3 protein-coding genes and 1 pseudogene are annotated in these 21,727 nt (G+C 72.4%); 3 read left to right on the forward strand and 1 reads right to left on the reverse strand.

Going from position 1 to position 21,727, the window contains the following annotated elements:
* Window positions 1–5 precede the first annotated feature (5 nt).
* Entirely contained in the window at window positions 6–713 is a 708-nt protein-coding gene (locus tag CLV68_RS08815) for a thioesterase II family protein (RefSeq protein WP_121389956.1), read from the reverse strand.
* 199 nt (window positions 714–912) lie between these two features.
* Here CLV68_RS08815 and CLV68_RS08820 point away from each other — a divergent pair, with 199 nt between their 5' ends.
* The 3 genes and pseudogenes from CLV68_RS08820 to CLV68_RS08895 all read left to right on the forward strand — a co-directional run.
* Window positions 913–2,154 (forward strand): cytochrome P450, encoded by a 1,242-nt coding sequence (locus CLV68_RS08820; RefSeq protein ID WP_121389957.1) that lies wholly within the window; start codon window positions 913–915, stop codon window positions 2,152–2,154.
* 133 nt (window positions 2,155–2,287) lie between these two features.
* On the forward strand, window positions 2,288–17,482 hold the full coding sequence (locus CLV68_RS34495) for a type I polyketide synthase (RefSeq protein ID WP_211346447.1): 15,195 nt from the start codon (window positions 2,288–2,290) through the stop codon (window positions 17,480–17,482).
* A 19-nt stretch (window positions 17,483–17,501) separates the two neighbouring features.
* Window positions 17,502–21,722 (forward strand): annotated as a pseudogene (locus CLV68_RS08895) (type I polyketide synthase); the annotation flags it as partial.
* Window positions 21,723–21,727 lie beyond the last annotated feature (5 nt).

A 21,727-nucleotide genomic window follows, 5' to 3' on the forward strand; every position in this document is an offset into this window, starting at 1 on the left:
GTTGGTCAGCCGGTGCAGAGGGCGGTGATGCGTTCGGAGACGGTGTTGGCCACTGTGGACACGAAGGACGTCAGGTACCCGTGGCCGCCTGCGAAGAGTTGGAGTTCGAACCAGCCGGTGGTGACCTCGCGCCAAGCGGGGGCGTGCGGTGCGGCGGGGTCGGTGTCGCCGATCATGGTGAGGATGTGGCAGGAGACCTGGTTGCCGGGGTGCCAGCGGTAGGTCTCGCTGGCGCGCAAGTCGTCGCGCAGGGTGCTCAGCGGGGTGGGCGCGGGGAACCGGGTCGGTTGGGTGAACTCACCGGTGTCCAGGTAGGCCGGGGCGCCCAGGCGCGACGGGCTGGGTGCGCCCGAGGCGAACAGCGCGATGGGGCGGTGGCCCGCGCGTTCGACGCGGACCGCGGTCTCGAAGGCGACGGCCGAGCCGAGGCCGTGGCCGAACAGCGCGATCGGCAGGTCGGTCCGGCGGGTGAGCTCGGCGCTGACCAGGTCGGCCAGTTCGGTGACGGAGGCGACCGGTTGCTCGTGCCTGCGGTCGCGGCGGCCGGGGTACTGCACGCCGAGCACCTCGACCGGCCGCGCGATGGACTGGGCCAGCTGCAAGAAGAACGTCGCCGACGCGCCCTCCGGTGGGAAGCAGACCAGGCGGCAGCCCGGCTGCGACGCCGCGCGCAGCCGGTGCACCCACGAGTCACCCACGCCGTGCGCGCCCATGGCCTCCGGGTCCTCTCCGCGCGCGGGCGTTGGGGACTTTCCGGCGCCTGGGGGCCAAAGTGCCGGCAGCCGGTGACGACGGGCAACCCCTAGCAGCGGCGCCGGATGGTGTCCAGGGTGCCCACGACCGGAACGGCGCAATGGCCCTAGGGGTTGAGGTTAGGGGGGACGCGCGGTCTAGCGTGGCGCGGGAGGGACCATGACCGACCTCGCGGACCGCCAGGCGCGGGCGCAGATGGCGCTGTGGCAAGACCACTTGCGGGCCGTCAGCGACCGCGGCGACCCGTACGCGCAGTTGCTGCGCGCGCCGGAGGACCCGTACCCGCTCTACGAGCACGTGCGCGCCCGCGGCCCGTTGCACCGCAGCGGCTTGGGTGTGTGGGTGACCGCGAGCCACAAGCTGGCCAACAAGGTGTTGCGGGACAAGCGGTTCGGCGTTCGCCGCGCGGACGGCACGAAGGCGCCGGAGTTCATGCCGTTCGACAACTCCATGCTCGGCCTCGACCCGCCGGAGCACACCAGGCTGCGCAAGCTGTCGGTGCCCTCGCTCAACCCGCGCAGGCTCCAGCGGTGGACCCCGGTCGCCGAGCAGGTGTCCGACGAGCTGATCGACCGGATCCTGGCCGGGCGCGCGGAGTTCAACCTGATGAGCGCCTTCGCCCAGCAGTTGCCGCTGCGGGTGATCGGCGACCTCGTCGGCATCCCGGAGCGGCACCGGCGGTCGTTCTTCCAGCTCAGCAGGCGGATGGCGTACCTGCTCGACGGCGTCGCCTCGGTCGAGGTGGCCAGGGACGTGCGGGCCGCGATCGCCGAGATGACGGTCATGTTCACCGACATCATCGCCGAGCGCCGGGCCGACCCGGCCGACGACCTGATCAGCGACCTGCTGCCCGCCGTCGACGACGGCCGCCTGGCGATGGACGAGCTGGTGCCGCTGTGCATGTTCCTCCCGTTGGCGGGCACCGAGACCACGGTCAACCTCATCGGCAACGCGGTGCGCGCGCTGTTGCGGCACCCGGAGCAGTGGGAGATGTTCAAGGCCGACCCCTCGCTCGCCCCCGCGGTGGTGCAGGAGACGTTGCGCTACGACACCCCGGTCCAGCAGTACCGCCGCATCGCGCACACCGATGTCGAGCTCGACGGCCACCTGGTCGCGGCAGGCGCGGAACTGGCGATCTGCGCGGGCGCGGCCAACCGCGACCCGGAGGTCTATTCCGCGCCGGAGCGTTTCGACATCACCCGGGAATCGGGTCCGGACACGTTGTCCTTTTCCGCCGGAATCCATTTCTGCCTCGGCGCCGCGCTGGCCAGGATCGAGGCCGAGATCGCGTTGGTCGCGCTCGCCGCGCGGCTGCCGGACCTGCGCCGGGTCGGCCAGGTGCGGCGCCGGGATTCCTTTATTATCAGGGGGATGCTCCAGTTCCCGGTGGCCGTGCGGTAGTAGGGGCCTGCTAGGGGTTGTCCGGTCGGGACCGCCGTCTTTATGGTTGGCGCGCGGAAGAGGTGCCAATTGCGCGCGGTGCGGTTTCCGCGCGCCCGCAGCCGGTCGTGCGCCGCCCGAGAGGTCCTGGTAGATGGCAGACAAAGAGACCCTCCGCGACTACCTGAAACTGGTGACGGCGGACCTGCGCCAGACCAAGGCCCGGCTCCGCGAGGTCGAGGCCGGTGCGCGCGAGCCGATCGCCGTGGTCGGCATGGCCTGCCACTACCCCGGCGGCGTCGGCTCCCCGGACGACCTGTGGCGGCTGGTCGCGACCGGCGGCGACGGCATCACCGGGTTCCCGGACGACCGCGGCTGGGACGTCCGCATCGCCGACGACCCCGACACCCCGGGCACCAGTTATGTCAGCGCGGGCGGGTTCGTCGCCGACGCCGCGGAGTTCGACCCGGCGTTCTTCGGCATCTCCCCGCGCGAGGCGCTGGCCATGGACCCGCAGCAACGGCTGCTGCTGCGCGCGTCGTGGGAAGCGCTGGAACGAGCGGGTATCGACCCGGAGTCGTTGCGCGGCAGTCGAACCGGCGTGTTCGCGGGCACCAACGACCAGAGCTACCTGTCGCTGCTGGTCGGCGACCCGCAGGGCACTGAGGGCTATCTCCTGACCGGCGGCGCGACAGCGGTGACCTCGGGTCGCGTCGCGTACGTGCTCGGGCTGGAGGGGCCCGCGGTCACGGTCGACACGGCGTGCTCGTCGTCGCTGGTGGCCATGCACCTGGCCGCGCAGTCCCTGCGCACCGGTGAGAGCACCCTCGCCCTGGCGGGCGGCGTGACGGTCATGGCGACGGCCGGTGTCTTCACCGAGTTCAGCCGCCAGCGCGGTCTTGCCGCCGACGGCCGCTGCAAGTCCTTCGCCGACGCGGCCGACGGCACCGGGTGGTCCGAGGGCGTTGGCGTCCTCGTGCTGGAGCGCCTGTCGGACGCCCAGCGCAACGGCCACCGGGTCCTCGCACTCCTGCGCGGCTCCGCGGTGAACTCCGATGGCGCCTCCAACGGCCTGACCGCGCCCAACGGCCCGTCCCAGCAGCGCGTGATCCTCTCCGCGCTCGCCTCCGCCGATCTCGCTCCGTCCGATGTGGACGCTGTGGAGGGGCACGGCACGGGGACGGTCCTCGGCGACCCGATCGAGGCCCAGGCCCTGCTGGCCACCTACGGCCACGGTCGGGAGGCACCGCTGCGGCTCGGGTCGATCAAGTCGAACATCGGCCACACCCAGGCGGCGGCCGGCGTCGCGGGCGTGATCAAGGTGATCGAGTCCCTGCGCCACGAGACCCTCCCGGCCACCCTGCACGTCGACACCCCGTCCCACCAGGTCGACTGGTCCGCGGGCGCGGTGTCGCTGCTGACCTCGGCCGAGCCGTGGCCGCGCGGGGAGCGGGTGCGCCGCGCGGGTGTGTCGGCGTTCGGGGTGAGTGGCACCAACGCGCACGTGATCATCGAGGAAGCCCCGGATCCGACCAGCCCGTCGACCGCCGTCTCGGCGGACGATCGCTTGGCCGGTCGATCCGGTGGTGCGCCGTTGGTGGTGTCGGCCCGTTCTGACGCGGCGTTGTGCGAGCTGGGTGCACGGCTCCAGGACGTGGAAGCGGACCTGGGTGATGTCGCGTGGTCCTTGGCGACGACGCGGACGGGCCTGGACCGGCGTGCGGTCGCGTTCGGGGCCGAGGGCTTGCGGGTGCTGGCGGCGGGCGTCGACTCGCCCGCGGTGGTGCGCGGTGAGGTGACGCCGGGGAAGCTGGCGTTCCTCTTCACCGGGCAGGGGTCTCAGCGGCTGGGCATGGGTGAGGGGCTGCGGGTCTTCCCGGCGTTCGCTGCCGCGTACGACGAGGTCTTGGCGTTGTTGCCCGGGTTCACGCTGGACTCGGCGGAGGCCCTGGAGCAGACGGCCAACGCGCAGGTGGGCCTGTTCGCCCTTGAGGTCGCCCTGTTCCGGTTGCTGGAGTCCTGGGGCGTTCGCCCCGATGTGCTGATCGGCCACTCCATCGGCGAGGTAGCGGCCGCCCACGTCGCGGGCATCCTCTCCCTCTCCGACGCCTGCGCCCTGGTCGCCGCCCGATCCCGCTTCATGCAGGCCCTGCCACCCGGCGGCGCCATGCTGGCCATCGAGATCTCCGAACCCGACCTGTCCCTCGAGTTCCCCGACGGCCTCCCCGAAGGCGTCGACCTCGCCGCGGTGAACTCCGATCGTTCACTTGTAGTATCGGGGGATCGTAGGATTGTTGAACTGTTGGATCATAGGTTTGGTGAACAATCCCGCCGGGTGAAGCGGCTGCAGGTCTCGCACGCCTTCCACTCGCACCTGATGGACCCGATGCTGGGCGAGTTCGAGCGGGTCGTGGCGGGGCTGTCGTTCGCCAGCCCGACGATCCCGCTGGTCAGTACCGCGACGGGCGACCCGAGCACGCCGGAGTACTGGGTCGGGCAGGTCCGGGAGACCGTCCGGTTCGCGGGCGCGGTCGAGCGTGCCGGGGCCACGCACCACCTGGAGATCGGGCCGGACGGCGTCCTGTCCGCGATGGTCGACGGCACCGCCACCCTGCGCGCGGGACGGGACGAACCCGAAACCCTCCTTCGCGCTGTGGCGGCTCTGCACGTCACCGGGGTCTCCGTCGACTGGCGGGCCGTGCTCGGCGGCGGCACCGTCGTGGAACTCCCCACCTACCCCTTTGCCCGCGAGCGCTACTGGCCGCGCCCCGGCATCTCCACCGCGCTCGGCGCCACCGGCCACCCCCTGCTCACCGGCTCCGTCGACGGCCCGGACGGCCACCTCTTCACCGCCCGCCTCGACGCGTCCACCCACCCCTGGCTCGCCGACCACGTCATCAACGGCCAGATCGTCCTGCCGGGCACCGCGTACGTCGAGATGGCCCTGCACGCGGGTGTCCGCCTCGGCACCCCCGCGCTCACCGAGCTCGTCCTGGAGAGCCCGCTGGTCCTTCCAGCGGCAGGCCAGATCGACCTCCAGCTGACCACCACCCCCACCGGCACCGGCCACGCGCTGACAGTCCACTCCAGACAGGACAACACCTGGACCCGGCACGCCACCGGCACCCTCGCTCCGGCCGGTGTCCGCGACCACGACCTCACCCCATGGCCTCCCGCGGACGCTGAACCGGTCGACCCCGCGCACGTCTACGACCGCTTGGCCGCGGCCGGTTTGGTCTACGGCCCCACGTTCCAGGCCATTCGCGAGGTCTGGACGAGCGGCGACGACGTCTACGTCGACCTGGCCACCGACGAACGCGGCTACCTGGTCCACCCCGCGCTGCTCGACGGCGCACTCCAGGCCGTCGCCGCGCGCGGTGGTAGCCAGGAAGCGGGCATCCCCTTCACCTGGGCCGGGGTCACCCTCGGTACGCCCGGCGCGTCCGAACTCCGGGCCAGGGTGTCCCCGACACCGGGCGGCGGGATCAGCGTCGTGGCCATCAACCCGGCGGGCGAGGTGGTCGTCGAGGTCGAGCGCGTCATCACCCGACCCCAGCGCGCCAACACCGCCGACCTCTACAGCGTCACCTGGTCCCCGGCCGCCACGGACAAGCCGGTTCCGCCGCACACCGTGCTCGAACCCTCCACTGTGGATGACCTGCTTCCCCGGCTGCACAAGGCGCTGGCAGGCAGTGATCTCATCGTCATCCGCACCGACCACGCGGTACGAGCGATCCCGGGCGATGACGTGGACCCGACCAAGGCCGCCATCTGGGGCTTGGTCCGCTCCGCCCAGTCCGAGCACCCCGGCCGCATCGTCCTGGTCGACGGTGACGACACCGACAAGGCGCTCGCCACCGGCGAACACCAGGTCGCCATCCGCGCCGACGCCCTGGTACCCCGATTGTCCCCTGTGGACACCGGGCTAGCCGCCCCTGGCCGGTCCTGGCGTCTCGACATCACCGAACGCGGCACCCTCGACAACCTCACCCTCGCCCCGGTGACTCCCCGCGAACTCGGCGATCGTGAGGTCAGAGTCGAGGTCCGCGCCGCAGGGCTCAACTTCCGCGACGTCCTCAACGCCCTGGGCATGTACCCGGGCCAGGTCGACCTCGGCGGCGAGACCGCGGGCGTGGTCACCGAGGTCGGCCCGCGGGTGACCGGTTTCCGGGCGGGTGACCGGGTTCTGGGTCTGGTCACCGGCGCCATCGGCACCGAGGCGATCACCGATGAGCGCCTGCTCGCTCCCATCCCCGCGGGCTGGTCTTTCGTCACCGCCGCCGCGATCCCGGTCGTCTACGCCACCGCCTACTACGGCCTGGTCGACCTCGCGGACCTCCAGCCAGGCGAGTCCGTCCTGATCCACGCCGCCGCCGGTGGTGTCGGAACGGCCGCCGTCCAACTCGCCCGCCACCTCGGCGCCGACGTCTACGGGACCGCCAGCCCCGCCAAGTGGCCCGCCACCGGACTCGCCGACGACCACCTCTCGTCCTCGCGGGATCTCGCTTTCGCCACGAAGTTCCCGCAGGTCGACGTGGTCCTCAACGCCCTGGCAGGCGAGTTCGTCGACGCCTCGCTCGGCCTGCTGCGCCCCGGTGGCCGGTTCATCGAGATGGGCAAGACCGACGTCCGCACCGGCATCCCCGGCTACCGCGCGTTCGACCTCGGCGAAGCCGGAACGGACCGCATCGGCGAGATCCTCACCCGGATCATGGCCCTGTTCGCCGAGGGCGCGCTCACCCCACCGCCGATCCGGACCTGGGACGTGCGGCGCGCGGCCGAGGCGTTCCGGTTCGTCGGCCAGGGCGGCCACACCGGCAAGGTCGTCCTCACCCTGCCCCGCGCGCTCGACCCGGACGGCACCGTCCTGATCACCGGCGGCACCGGTGCCCTCGGCCAGGCGCTCGCCCGCCACCTGCTGGACACCGGCGTCCGCGATGTGGTCCTGGTCAGCCGGTCCGGCCGCGCGGTGGTCGACGGCGCGAGGTCGATGGCTTGCGACATCGCCGATCGCGCCGCGCTCAGCGGCCTCATCGCCGACCTACCCGGGCTGACCGGCGTGTTCCACCTGGCAGGCGTGCTGGACGACGGTCTGGTCGAGTCCCTCACACCGGACCGGCTCGCCGCCGTCCTGGCACCGAAAGCGCTTGCGGCCCAGTACCTCCACGAGCTGACCGACCCGGACGTCTTCGTCCTCTTCTCCTCGATCGCGGGCACCCTGGGCAGCCCCGGCCAGGCCAACTACGCCGCCGCCAACGCCTACCTCGACGCCCTCGCCACCGCCCGCCAGTCCGCCGGTCTGCCCGGCCTGTCGCTGGCCTGGGGCGCGTGGGCGACCGAGGGCGGCATGCTGGGGTCGCTCGGCGAGGCCGAGATCGCCAGGATCGCCCGCTCCGGCTACCCACCGCTGACCGTCCATCATGGCCTGTCGCTTCTGGACAGTGCGCTGACCCTCGCCGGACCGGTGGTCGTCGCGCTCGCCCTGGACCGCCCGACCCTGGCCACCAAGCCGGTCCCGCCGCTGCTGACCTCGCTGATCCGGCCCGCCGCGACCGCCGAGGTCGACACCTCGCGCCTCGACGACCTGGTCTGCGCCCAGACCGCCGCCGTGCTCGGCTTCCCGTCCGCCGCGTCGATCGACCCGCGCCGCCCGTTCAAGGACCTGGGCTTCGACTCGCTCACCGCCGTCGAACTCCGCAACTCCCTCGCGCTCAAGATCGGCAAACCGCTTCCGGCCAGCCTGGTGTTCGACCACCCGACCCCCGCCGCTGTCGCCGATCACCTGCGGCAACTCCTCGCTGCCGCCCCGGTTGCCAAGCGCACGGCCACGAAGCGGGTCACCGACGACCCCATCGCGATCGTCGGCATGGCCTGCCGGTTCCCCGGCGGCGCGAACACCCCTGAGGCGTTGTGGCAGCTCCTGGTCGACGAGGTCGACACCATCGGCGCCGTCCCGAGCGACCGGGGTTGGACCGATCACGGCTTCGTCGGCGGCTTCCTGCACGAGGCCCCCGACTTCGACGCGGCGTTCTTCTCGATCTCCCCGCGCGAGGCCCTGGCGATGGACCCGCAGCAACGTCTCCTGCTGGAGACGTCGTGGGAGGCCGCCGAACGCGCGGGCATCGACCCGACCCAGCTCAAGGGCAGCCGCACCGGCGTCTTCATCGGCACCGCGACCTCCGGCTACGGCATCGGCCACTTCGACATCCCCGACGGCTCCCGCCCGCACATGCTCACCGGCGCCGCGACCAGCGTGATCTCCGGCAGGCTCGCCTACGCGCTCGGCCTGGAGGGCCCGGCCCTCACCGTCGACACCGCGTGCTCCAGCAGCCTCGTCGCGCTGCACCTGGCCATCCAGGCGATGCGCAACGGCGAGTGCGACATGGCCCTCGCCGGTGGGGTCACGGTCATGACCACCCCCGGCATGTTCATCGACGCCGCCCAGGGTGGCGCGCTCGCGGCGGACGGCCGGTGCAAGGTGTTCGCCAAGTCCGCTGACGGCACCGGCTGGGGCGAGGGCGTCGGCATGCTGCTCGTCGAGCGGCTTTCCGAGGCGGTCAAGCACAACCACTCGGTCCTGGCGCTGGTCAGGGGATCGGCGGTCAACTCCGACGGGGCGTCCAACGGTCTCACCGCCCCCAACGGCCCGGCCCAGCAGAAGGTCATCGAACAGGCACTCTCCGGCGCGGGACTTGGAGCGTCCGATGTGGACGTCCTGGAGGCGCACGGGACCGGAACCGAGCTGGGCGACCCGATCGAGGCCCAGGCCGTCATCGCCACCTACGGCGGTGACCGCCCGCACCCGCTGCTGCTGGGCTCGGTGAAGACCAACATCGGCCACACCCAGTCCGCCGCCGGGGTCGCGGGCGTCATCAAGATGGTCCTGGCGCTGCGCCACGGCGTCCTCCCGCGTTCGCTGCACATCGACGAACCCACCCCGCACGTGCCGTGGGACCAGGGCGTCCGGCTGCTCACCGAGCGGCGCGACTGGCCGGAGACCGGCCGTCCCCGCCGCGCGGCCGTGTCGTCTTTCGGGATGAGCGGCACCAACGCCCACACTATCCTGGAGCAGGCACCCGAGCCTGACCGCGCGGAGGTCCGGCGCGAGTCGGGGCCGTGGTTGCTGTCCGCCCGCTCCGCCGCAGGTCTGCGTGCCCAGGCCGCCCAGCTCCAGGACCTCGATGCCGACCCGGCCGATGTCGCGTTCTCCCTGGCCGCGCGGTCGCGGTTCGAGCACCGTGCTGTCCTTTTAGGACCTGACTACGCCGACCAACTCACGGCCCTCGCCGACGACCGGTCGGTGCCGGGGCTCGTGCGTGGCGTGTCGGGCCGCACTGGCCGGACTGTGTTCGTCTTCCCCGGTCAGGGTTCCCAGTGGCCCGGCATGGCGGACGCGCTCATGGCGGAGTCAGAGGTCTTCCGCCAGTCGGTGCGCGAGTGCGCCACCGCGCTGGAGCAGCACGTCGACTTCTCCATCGAGGCCGCCCTGCTCGACCAGCCCGGTGCGGCGCCACTGGACCGGTTGGACGTCGTGCAGCCCGTGCTGTTCGCGATGATGGTGTCCCTGGCGACCCTGTGGCGGGACCGGGGAATCGAGCCGGACGCGGTGGTCGGCCACTCCCAGGGCGAGATCGCCGCCGCGCACGTCGCGGGCGCGTTGAGCCTGGCGGATGCCGCGTTGATCGTCGCCGAGCGCAGCAAGCTGTTGGCGCGCTTCGTCGGCCAGGGTGCGATGGCGGCCGTGTCGCTGCCGCCGGACGAGGTCAACGCCCGCCTGGAGCGCTTCGGTGGCGACCTGACCATCGCCGCCGTCAACGGGGCCCGCTCCGCCGCCGTGGCCGGATCCCATGCGGCGCTGGACGAACTGGTCGCGGAGCTGGAAGCCGAGCAGGTCCGTGTCCGCCGGGTCCGGATCAACGGCGCCGGACACTCCCCGGTCGTCGACGCCGTGCGCGCCGAGGCGCTGGCTGTGCTCGCACCCGTGTCCCCGCGCCCGTCCGACATCCCGTTCTACTCGACGGTGACCGGCGGCCTGCTCGACACCTCCGGCCTCGACGCGCACTACTGGTTCACCAACATGCGCCGCCCGGTCCAGTTCGCCGCCGCGACCCGCGCCCTGCTCGACGACGGCCACGGCGCGTTCGTCGAGTGCAGCCCGCACCCGGTGCTGGCGAGCGGCATCGGTGAGACCGCGGACGACGCCGGGGTGGCCGACCCGATCGTGCTCGCCACACTGCGCCGCGACGAGGGCGGCCTGGAGCGGTTCACCGTCTCGCTCGCCGAGGCCCACGTGCGGGGGATCGACCCGACCTGGCACCACAGCGGCCACCGGGTCGACCTGCCCACCTACCCGTTCCAGCGCGACCGGTACTGGCTGGAAACCTTGGCAGACGCGGATTCCACTGCCGAGGATGTCCGCTTCTGGACCGCGGTCGACCGTGGCGACGCCGACACCCTGGGGATCGACCCGTCTGCCCTGCCCGCCTTGGCCGCGTGGCGGGCGAAGGCTCGCGAAGAGTCCACAGTGGCCGAGTGGTCGTACCAGGTCGTGTGGCGGCAGTTGACTGTGCCGAAGTCGCCTGGGCTGTCCGGCGCTTGGGCCGTCATCGCAGGCGAGCAGGACGAGTTGGCCGCTCGGTTCGCCGCCGCGATCGCCGCCGCAGGCGGTGAGCCGCAGGTTGTTGCCGAGGTGCCCGCTGGGGGCACGTTCGCCGGTGTGGTGTCCTTGCTGGGCTTGGGCACCGCACCGGACCAGGTGTTGGCGGCCGTCAGGTCCGATGGGCCGCTGTGGTTGGTCACCCGGGGCGCGGTGTCCGTCGGCAGGACCGACCCGCTGCGCGATCCGGCCCAGGCCCAGGTCTGGGGACTCGGCCTCGTCGCCACCCTGGAACGGCCGTCGCAGGTCAGCGGCGTTCTCGACCTGCCCGCGGAGGTCGACGACCGGGCCATCGCCCGCGCTGTGGCCGCGTTCGCGGGGGACGAGGACCAGGTCGCAATCAGGCCGTGGGGTGTGTTCGGCCGCCGCATGGTCCGGGCGGGTGAACTCCCCGCCGCGCGGTCGTGGCGTCCACAAGGGACCGTCCTGGTCACCGGCGGCACGGGCGCGCTGGGTGCCAGGGTCGCCAGGTGGCTCGCCGACAACGGGGCCGAGAAGATCATCCTGACCAGCCGCCGGGGCGTGGTCGCCCCGGGTGCGCGGGAACTCGTCGACGAGCTGGGCGTTGTCGTTGTCGCCTGCGATGTCGCCGACCGGGACGCCGTCGCCGCACTGCTGGCCGAGCACCCCGTCAACGCGATCGTCCACGCCGCGGGAGTCGCGCAGTCCACGCCCGTCGCGGACATCACGGCAGAGGAGTTGGCACAGGTCACTGCCGCCAAGGTCGCGGGCGCCGCGCACCTCGACGAGCTCGCGGGCGACTTGGACGCGTTCATCCTGTTCTCCTCCGGTGCCGCGACCTGGGGTGGAGCCGGGCAAGGGGCCTACGCGGCAGGCAACGCCTACCTCGACGCACTCGCCCAACACCGCCGAGCCCATAGCCGTCCGGCGACCTCGATCGCCTGGGGTGGCTGGGCTGACGGGGGTATGGCCGATGCCGCCGCCGTCGCCGCACTGGGCCGTCGCGGTCTGCGGCCGATGGCTCCCGACGCCGCCATCGCCGCACTCCAGCGCGCCATGGACGCCGATGTCACCTGCCTGACCGTCGCCGACATCGACTGGCCGCGCTTCGCCCCCGGCTACACCGCCGCCCGCAGGCGCCCGTTGATCGCCGAGATCCCCGAGGCCGTCGTCGAGGACACCGCGACCGAGAGCGACGACCTGCGCGACCGGGTCGTCGCCCTGCCCGAGGCCGACCGTGCCGGGTACCTGCTCGACCTCGTCCGCACCCAGGCCGCCGCCGCGCTCGGGTACGCCGACGCCACCACCGTCGAGCCGGACCGGGCGTTCCGCGACCTCGGGTTCGACTCGCTCACGGCTGTAGACGTACGCAACCGGCTCGCTTCTGCTACCGGCAGGCGCCTTCCGGCGACCCTGGTGTTCGACTACCCCACTCCGCGCGCTCTCGCCGGTCACCTGCTGGCGGACGTGCTCGGGCTGGAGACCGTCACCCAGGTCGAGGCGGTGGCGTCCGACGAGCCCATCGCGATCATCGGCATGAGCTGCCGCTACCCCGGCGGCGTCGACTCGCCGGAAGACCTGTGGCGGCTGGTGATGGCGGGCACCGACGCCATCACGCCGTTCCCGGACGACCGCGGCTGGGACCTCGACGCGCTCTACCACCCCGACCCCGACCACCCCGGCACCTCGTACGTGCGGGAAGGCGGGTTCGTCCACGACGCGGGGCACTTCGACGCCGAGTTCTTCGGCATCAGCCCGCGCGAGGCGACCGCGACGGACCCGCAGCAGCGGATGCTGCTGGAAGCCACCTGGGAAGCCTTCGAGCGGGCGGGAATCGACCCGGCGACCCGGCGCGGCAGCCGGGCGGGCGTGTTCGTCGGCACCTCGTTCGTCGGGTACGGCATCGGCGCGCTCGCACCGGGGAGCGACGCCGAGGGCTTCTTCCTCTCCGGCACCGGCACCGCCGCCGCGTCCGGGCGCGTGTCGTACACGTTCGGCCTGGAAGGTCCGGCGGTCACGGTTGACACGGCGTGTTCGTCCTCCCTGGTCGCGATTCACCTTGCTGTGCAGGCATTGCGGCGTGGCGAGTGTGACCTCGCGGTCGCGGGCGGCGTGGCTGTGCTGCCGTCGCCGACCTCGTTCACCGAGTTCAGCAGGCAGCGCGGGCTCGCCACTGACGGCCGGTGCAAGCCGTTCTCCGCAGCCGCCGATGGAACCGGGTGGGGCGAGGGCGTCGGCGTGATCCTTGTGCAGCGGCTGTCCGACGCTGTGCGGGACGGGCACCGGGTGCTGGCGGTGGTGCGGGGCAGCGCGATCAACCAGGACGGCGCCTCCAACGGTCTGACGGCACCGAACGGGCCCTCGCAGCAGCGGGTGATCCGGGCGGCGCTCGCGGACGCGGGCTTGACCCCGTCCGATGTGGACGTTGTCGAGGCGCACGGAACCGGTACCACCCTGGGCGACCCGATCGAGGCCCAGGCGGTGATCGCGACCTACGGGCAGGGGCGTGGGGTTCCGCTGCTGCTCGGGTCGGTGAAGTCGAACATCGGGCACACGCAGTCCGCGTCCGGTGTGGCAGGCGTGATCAAGACGGTGCTGGCACTGCGGCACGGGGTGGTGCCCAAGACGCTGCACATCGACGAGCCGACCCCGCACGTCGACTGGACCGCTGGCGCGGTGGAACTCGCCGCCGAGACGGTGCCCTGGCCCGTTGTCGACCGGGTTCGGCGGGCTGGTGTGTCGTCGTTCGGCGGCAGCGGGACGAACGCGCACCTGGTGCTGGAGCAGTACGTGGCTGAAGAGCCGGAGCCCGCGGATGTCGCCGCGCCGGTGCCGTGGGTGCTCTCCGGGCGGACGCCTGCCGCAGTCCGGGATCAGGCGGCCAAGCTGCGGGAGTACCTGGTTCAGGGACAGCCGTCCGCCGCCGACGTGGCGTACTCGCTCGCGACCGCTCGCGCTCAGTTCGACCACCGGGCCGCGTTCGTCGCCGCGGATCTCGATGCCGCGGTGTCCGCGTTGGACAATCTGGACACGGCTGTCCAGGGAGAGCGGCAAGACGGCAAGGTCGCGTTCGTCTTCCCCGGTCAGGGTTCCCAGTGGGTCGGCATGGCGGCCACGCTGGCCAAGTCGAGCGACGTGTTCGCCGCGGAGCTGCACGCCTGCGCCGACGCCATTGCCGCGCACGTCGACTGGAACCCGTTGGAGGTCTTGACCAGCGGCGACGGACTGGACCGGGTCGACGTGGTCCAGCCGGTGCTGTTCGCGGTGATGGCGTCACTCGCGGCGCTGTGGCGGTCGCGCGGCGTGGAGCCGGATGCCGTCGTCGGACACTCCCAGGGCGAGATCGCCGCCGCTTACGTCGCTGGAGCGCTGAGCCTGGAAGACGCGGCACTCGTGGTGACGCGCCGCAGCCAGGCCATCGTCGCGTTGAGCGGGCACGGCGCGATGGTGTCGGTCTCGCTCCCGGCCGATGAGGTCCGCTCGCGGCTGACCCGCTACGACGGACGCGTGTCGGTGGCCGCGGTGAACGGGCCCGGCACGGTCGTGGTCGCGGGCGAGGTCGAGCAGTTCTTGGCGGACTGCGAGGCGGACGGTGTTCGGGCCAAGCGGATCCCGGTCGACTACGCCTCCCACTCGCCCCAGGTCGAGCGGATCGCCGACGAACTCCGCCGCGTGCTCGCGGGTATCACGCCGAGGGCCGCTCGGGTGCCGTTCCGGTCGACGGTGACCGGGGAGTGGCTGGACACGACCACCCTGGACGCCGAGTACTGGTACCGGAACCTGCGCCACACCGTCGAGTTCGAGTCCGCCACCCGCGCGTTGGCCGATGCCGGGTACCGGTTCTTCGTCGAGGTCAGCCCGCACCCGGTGCTCACCCCGGCGATCAGCGAGACGGTGGACGACGTCGTCGCGGTGGGCACCCTGCGGCGGGACGAGGGCGACCTGGCCCGATTCCTGCTGTCGGCCGCCGAACTGCACGTCCACGGTGGACCGGTCGACCTGACCACGGTGTTCGCCGACCTCCCGGTGCGGCCGGTCGAACTGCCGACCTACGCGTTCCAGCGCCGGCGGTACTGGCTGGAGCTGGTGTCGGGCGGGCTCGGCGACGTCGCTGCCGCCGGTCTCACCGCCGCTGATCACCCGCTGCTGGGCGCCGCCATCCCGCTGGCAGGCGGCGACGGCCTGGTGCTGACCGGCCGGATCTCGCCCCGCACGCACCCCTGGCTGGCCGAGCACACCGTCCTGGGGACGATCCTGTTGCCGGGCACTGCGTTCGTCGAGCTAGCCGCCCACGCTGGCGCCCGGCTCGACACACCGGACGTCGTCGAGTTGACCCTCGGGACGCCGCTGGTGCTCAGCGAGCAGGACGCCGTGTCATTGCAGGTCGCGGTGGGTTCCCTCGATGACGAAGGCCGCCGCTCGGTGTCGATCCACTCCAGTGTGGACGGTATCGAGTGGACCAAGCACGCGTCGGGTCTGCTCGGTGTGGCGGACCCGGTGGAGTTCTCGTGGTCCTCGTCGCGCGAACCCGTTGACCTGGCGGGCTTCTACGAGTCGATCGCCGACCTCGGGTACGGCTACGGTCCGGCGTTCCAGGGGCTGACCGCCGCGTGGCGGGGCGACGGGGCGCTGTTCGCCGAGGTCAGGCTGCCGGAGGACGTGCCGTCGGCCGGGTTCGCGATCCACCCGGCCTTGCTCGATGCCGCACTGCACGGCATCGGCCTGCTCCGCGAAGGCACGGACCGGCCCGCCGAACTGCCGTTCTCGTGGTCCGGGGTCACCCTGCGGCCGACCTCGGCCAAGACGGTGCTTGCCCGGATCAGTGAAAGCGCCGACGGGATCGAACTGCAGGTCACGGACCCGGCTGGCGGCCTGGTCGCGCACGTGCGCTCCCTGGTGGCCCGGCCGATCGGCGCGGAGCTGTCCACCGCCCGCCGGTCCATTTCGGACGCACTGTTCCGGCTGGACTGGTCCACCCCGATCACCCTCGCCAACCCCGGGACATCACGCTGGGCCCTGCTGGGGTCCGACGACCTCGCGCTGGGTGCGGAGCTGATCGAGGCGGGCAACGAGGTGAGCGCGCACGCGGACCTCGACCACCTGCTGGCGAACGTCGACTCGGACGTCGTGGTCGCCCAGTTCATCGGAGCCGGTGACCTCGCCGATGGCGCCGAGGCCGCCACGGTCCGGGCGTTGGAACTGGTGCGGGCCTGGATCTCCGACGAGCGGGTCGCCGCAGTGCCGCTGGTCGTCGCCACTCGTGGCGCGGTCGCGGCGGAGTCGCCGGACCTCGTGGCGGCCCCGGTGTGGGGGTTGTTGCGGTCGGCGCAGTCCGAGCACCCGGACCGGTTCCTGCTCGTCGACGTGGATGGTCCCGGGTTGCTCGCGGCGGCGGTGTCGTCGGGGGAGCCGCAGGTCGCGGTGCGCGGCGGGCAAGCCTTCGTGCCCCGACTGGTCCGGCAGCCGATCACCCCGGGTGAGACCGGCCTCGCCGGGACGGTGCTGGTCACCGGCGCGACGGGCACGTTGGGTGCCGCACTGGCCCGACACCTCGTGGTCGCGCACGGGGTCCGCGACTTGCTCCTGACGAGCCGGTCCGGTCCACAAGCGACTGGAGCGGACGACCTCGTCGCCGACCTGACCGCGCTCGGTGCGCGCGTCACGCTGGTCGCCTGCGACGTGGCCGACCGCGACGCCGTGGTCGCGCTGCTCGCCGAACACCGGGTGGACGCGGTCGTGCACACGGCGGCGGTGCTCGACGACGGTGTCTTGACCGCGCTCACCCCGGAGCGGGTCGCGAAGGTCATGGCGCCGAAGGTCCGGGGCGCGGTCAACCTGCACGAACTGACCTCCGACCTGACCGCGTTCGTGCTCTTCTCCTCGGCGGCCGGTGTCTTCGGCGGCGCGGGGCAGGCCAACTACGCCGCCGCGAACGTCTTCCTCGACGCGCTGGCCCAGCACCGCCGTGCGCAGGGCTTGCCCGGCGTGTCGCTGGCGTGGGGGCCGTGGGCGCAGCGCACCGGCATGACCGGGGAACTGACCGACGCCGACGTCCGGCGGGTCATGCGGTCCGGACTGGGTCAACTGTCCACTGAGGACGGCATGGCGCTGTTCTCCGCCGCGTCCGGGATGGCCGAGTCGGCGTTGGTGCCGATGGTGTTCAGCCCGGGTGCGCTGCGCGGCCGCGGTTCGGTTCCTTCGGTCTTGCGGGCCCTGGTGCGGTCGGACAACCGGGCCGTGACGGATGTGCGCGCCCGGTTGGACGCGGCGCCGGAGGCGGAGCGCGGTCGGATCCTGCTCGAACTGGTGCGCGGTCAGGTCGCCGCCGTGCTGGGCTACCCGGACTCCGCCGCCGTCGCGCCGGATCGGGGGTTCCTCGACCTCGGGCTCGACTCGCTCACCGGCGTCGAACTGCGCAACCGCCTCGCCGCCGCGACGGCGCTGCGACTGCCCGCGACGCTGGTGTTCGACCACCCCTCGGCCGGGGCGGTCGCGGAGTTCCTGCGCGGTGAACTGGCGCCCGCGTCGGCCACCGACGAGGTGCTCGCGGAGCTGACCAGGCTGGAACTGACCCTCGGCGGGGTCGCGCAGACCTCCGACCGGGAGCGGGTCGCCGCCCGGCTGCGCGCGCTCGCCGCCAGGTGGGACGCCAAGGCCGAGACGGCCGACCTGGCGGCCGCGTCGGCCGAGGAGATCTTCGACCTGCTCGACAGCGAGTTCGAGAAGTCCTGAGAGGACGGTCATGGCGCAGGCCGACGAGGAGAAGCTGCTCGCCTACCTCAAGCGGGCCACCGGTGAGCTGCGCGCGGCGCGCGAGCAGGTGCGCGAGCTGGAGGACCGGGCGGTCGAGCCGATCGCGATCGTCGGCATGGGCTGCCGCTACCCGGGCGGGGTTGAGACACCGGAGGACCTGTGGGACCTCGTCGCGGGCGGCGTCGACGCGCTGGGTCCGCTGCCGGTCGACCGGGGCTGGGACCTCGCCGCGCTGCCCACCGGGGCCGAGGGCGGGTTCCTGGCGGACGCGGGGGGGTTCGACGCGGGGTTCTTCGGGATCTCGCCGCGTGAGGCGCTCGCGATGGACCCGCAGCAGCGGCTGCTGCTGCACACCAGCTGGGAAGCCGTGGAGCGGGCGGGTATCGACCCGCTTTCGTTGCGTGGCAGCCGGACCGGCGTCTTCGCAGGTGTGATGTACAACGACTACGCGACCTCGGTGCCCCCGGAGGTGCTGGACGGATACCTGGGCACCAGCAACGCGGGGAGTGTCCTCTCCGGACGAATCGCCTATTGCCTGGGTTTGCAGGGGCCCGCGGTCACGGTCGACACGGCGTGTTCGTCGTCACTGGTGGCGCTGCACCTGGCGTCGCAGGCGCTGCGGTCGGGTGAGTGCGCGCTGGCCCTCGCGGGCGGGGTGACGGTGATGGCCGGACCGATGATGTTCGCGGGCTTCGGCTTCGACGAGGGAACAGCCGCCGACGGCCGCTGCAAGTCCTTCTCCGCCGCCGCCGACGGCACCGGCTGGGGCGAGGGCGTGGGGGTCCTGCTCCTGGAGCGCCTGTCCGACGCCCGCCGCAACGGACACCCGGTCCTGGCCACCATCCGCGGTTCCGCCGTGAACTCGGACGGCGCCTCCAGTGGCCTCACCGCCCCCAACGGCCCATCCCAGCAGCGCGTGATCGAGCAGGCGCTGGCCGCCGCCCGCCTGCTCCCGTCCGATGTGGACGTCGTCGAGGCCCACGGAACCGGCACCACCCTCGGTGATCCCATCGAAGCCGCCGCCCTCGTGGCGACCTACGGCCAAGCCCGCTCGTCGCCGCTGTGGCTCGGCTCGATCAAGTCCAACATCGGCCACACCCAGGCCGCCGCGGGCGTGGCAGGCGTCATCAAGATGGTCCAGGCCCTCCGCCACGGCACCCTCCCCGCCACCCTGCACGTGGACGCCCCCACCCCCCACGTCCCCTGGGGCGAGGTCCAACTCCTCACCACCTCCCGCTCATGGCCCGAGCACGACCGGCCCCGTCGAGCCGCCACCTCCTCTTTCGGCGTCAGCGGCACCAACGCCCACGTCATCCTCGAACAAGGCGATTCCCCGCAACCCGCTGACTCGTCCGGCGGTGCTGGGGTGTTGCCGTTCCTGGTGTCCGGTCGATCGGCCAGCGCACTGCGGGCGCAGGCAGGCCGATTGCTGGAGGTGACAGCTGAACCGGTGGATCTGGCGAGGTCGCTGGCTTTGGGGCGGGCTTCGTTGGAGTACCGGGCGGTGGTGGTCGCGAGTGATCCGGAGGAGGGGTTGCGGGCACTGGCCGAGGGGCGTGAATCGGCCGATGTCGTGGTGGGGGTGCCGGGGAGCGGGGCGGTGGCGTTCCTGTTCACCGGTCAGGGTTCCCAGCGGGCCGGGATGGGGCTCGCGTTGCGGGTGTTCCCGGTCTTCGCGCGGGCGTTGGACGAGGTGTGCGCGGAGTTGGGCCTCGACCTCGCGGTGTTCGAGTCCGACCTCGACCACACGGCCATCGCCCAGCCCGCCCTGTTCGCGCTGGAGGTCGCGCTCTACCGGCTGCTGGAGAGCTGGGGCACCCGCCCCGACTTCGTCATCGGCCACTCCATCGGCGAGCTGGCCGCCGCCCACGTCGCGGGCATCCTCACCCTCCCCGACGCCTGCACCCTGGTCGCCGCCCGCGCTCGCCAGATGGGCGCCCTGCCCACCGGCGGCGCGATGCTCGCCGTCGAGATCTCCGAGGCCGACCTCGCCCACGAGTTCCCCGACGGCCTGCCTGCGGGGGTCGATCTCGCCGCCGTCAACTCGGATCGTTCACTTGTAGTATCGGGGGATCGTAGGATTGTTGAACAGTTGAATCGTAGTTTTGTTGAACAATCCCGCCGGGTGAAGGCCCTCGCGGTGTCGCACGCCTTCCACAGCCACCTGATGGGCCCGATGCTGGCCGAGTTCGAGCAGGTGGCACGCGGTCTCGCGTTCGCCACCCCGGCGATCCCGCTCCTGGGCAGCGCCACGGGTGACCCGAGCACCCCGGAGTACTGGGTGCGGCAGGTCCGCGAAACGGTCAGGTTCGCCGACGCGGTCACCGAGGCGCGCGCACAGGGCGTGACCCGCTTCATCGAACTGGGCCCGGACGGCGTCCTGTCCGCGCTAGTCGACGGCATCCCGACCCAGCGCACCGGCCGCGACGACGTCACGACCCTCATCCGCGCCGTCGCCACCGCCCACACCCAGGGCATCCCCGTCGACTGGCGAGCCTTCTTCGGCCAGGGTCGGATCATCGACCTGCCCACGTACGCCTTCCAGGTCGAGCGCTACTGGCCCACCCGTCAAGCCGACACCACCCTCTGGCGCTACCAAGCCGAATGGACCTCCGTCCACACGCGACCGGTTACGCCAACCCTGGTGGGTACCTGGCTCGTCCTCGATGCCCCCGACTCCGTCGCTCACGCCCTGAGGTCCCACGGCGCCACCGTCGTCCGCGACGACCCCGGCACCCCCCTGGCAGGTGTCGTCACCTCCCAAGACCTCCCGGCCACCCTGCGCACCGTGCAAACGTTTGCGCCCCGGTCCACCCAGGTCTGGTCGATCACCACCGGCGACCACCCGGCCACCGGGGCCATCTGGGGCTTCGGCCGTTCAGCCGCCCTCGAGTACCCCGCGACCTGGGGTGGTCTCATCCAGCTCCCCGAGGCCGACTTCGACCCGGGCCTGCTCATCGCCGCCCTCACCGGCACCGAGGACCAGGTCCGCGTCACCACCACCCTCGAAGCCCGTCGACTCCGCCGTGCCCCGGCACCGCAGGGCACCTGGCGTCCCAAGGGGACTGTCCTGGTCACCGGCGGCACCGGCGCGCTCGGTCGACACGTCGCCAAGTGGGCAGCGGCGTCCGCGGACCAGGTCGTGCTGGTGAGCAGGAGCGCCCCGCAGGTCGACTTCCCCGCCACGGTCGTCGCCTGCGATGTGTCCAATCGGGACGCTGTGGCCGCGCTGGTGGCCGAGTACCGACCCGATGTCGTCATCCACGCTGCCGGTGTCGGTGGGCTCGGGCGCATCCACGACCTCGACGAGGCCGCGCTCGAGCACGTCTTCGCGGGCAAGGTCGACGGTGCGCGCAACCTCGCCGAACTGTGCCCGGACGCCGAACTGGTCCTCTTCTCCTCCGCCGCCGCGACCTGGGGCGGCGCCAACCAGGCCGCCTACGCCGCCGCCAACGCCTACCTCGACGGCATCGCCGCGGTCAGACCGCGCACCACGTCCATCGCGTGGGGGCCGTGGGCAGGTGATGGAATGGCCGCCGGGGCCGACCTGTCGCGCCAGGGTCTTGTCCCACTCGCCCCCGACCAAGCGCTCACCGCCATGGCCGAGGCCGTCGCGGGTGACAGCCGGGCGATCACCGTCGCAGGCGTCGACTGGGCCAGGTTCGTCCCCGTCTTCACCGCCGCCCGGCCGAGCCCGCTGCTGTCGGAACTGGTGCAGACCCAGGCCGATCCGGAAGACAGCGGCTGGTTCCGCGACCGCGTGATCGAGACGCCCGCGCACGAACGCGCCGATCTCGTGTCCCACCTCGTGCTCGCGGAAGCCGCCACCGTCCTCGGGCACGGCGACCTCGGCGCGATCGACACCACGCGCCCGTTCCGCGACCTGGGGTTCGACTCCCTCACCGCGGTGGAGATGCGCAACCGGCTCGCCGCGGCCACAGGGCTTTCCCTGCCCGCGACGGTCGTCTTCGACTACCCGACCCCGGCGGACCTCGCCGAACACCTGCTCACCGAACTGACCGGTGGCGAGGACGCGGACGTGCGGGCGGCGATCGCGGCCATCCCGTTGTCCCGCTTGGCGCAAGCGGGACTGCTCACCCAACTGCTGCGCCTGGCGGGCCTGGAGACCGAAGTGGACGCTCAAGACCTGGCCGCCGACCTGGACGGCATGGCGGGCGAGGACCTATTGCGGCTGGTGGCCGCCGGGGATGGGGAATAGCGATG

The organism is Actinokineospora cianjurensis (assembly GCF_003663795.1).
GTDB lineage: Bacteria > Actinomycetota > Actinomycetes > Mycobacteriales > Pseudonocardiaceae > Actinokineospora > Actinokineospora terrae.

Excerpts from the sequence above, each read along its gene's own strand:
- CLV68_RS08815 (WP_121389956.1), bottom strand. The coding sequence starts at position 713 with ATGGGCGCGCACGGCGTGGGTGACTCGTGGGTGCACCGGCTGCGCGCG.
- CLV68_RS08820 (WP_121389957.1), top strand. The coding sequence starts at position 913 with ATGACCGACCTCGCGGACCGCCAGGCGCGGGCGCAGATGGCGCTGTGG.
- CLV68_RS34495 (WP_211346447.1), top strand. The coding sequence starts at position 2,288 with ATGGCAGACAAAGAGACCCTCCGCGACTACCTGAAACTGGTGACGGCG.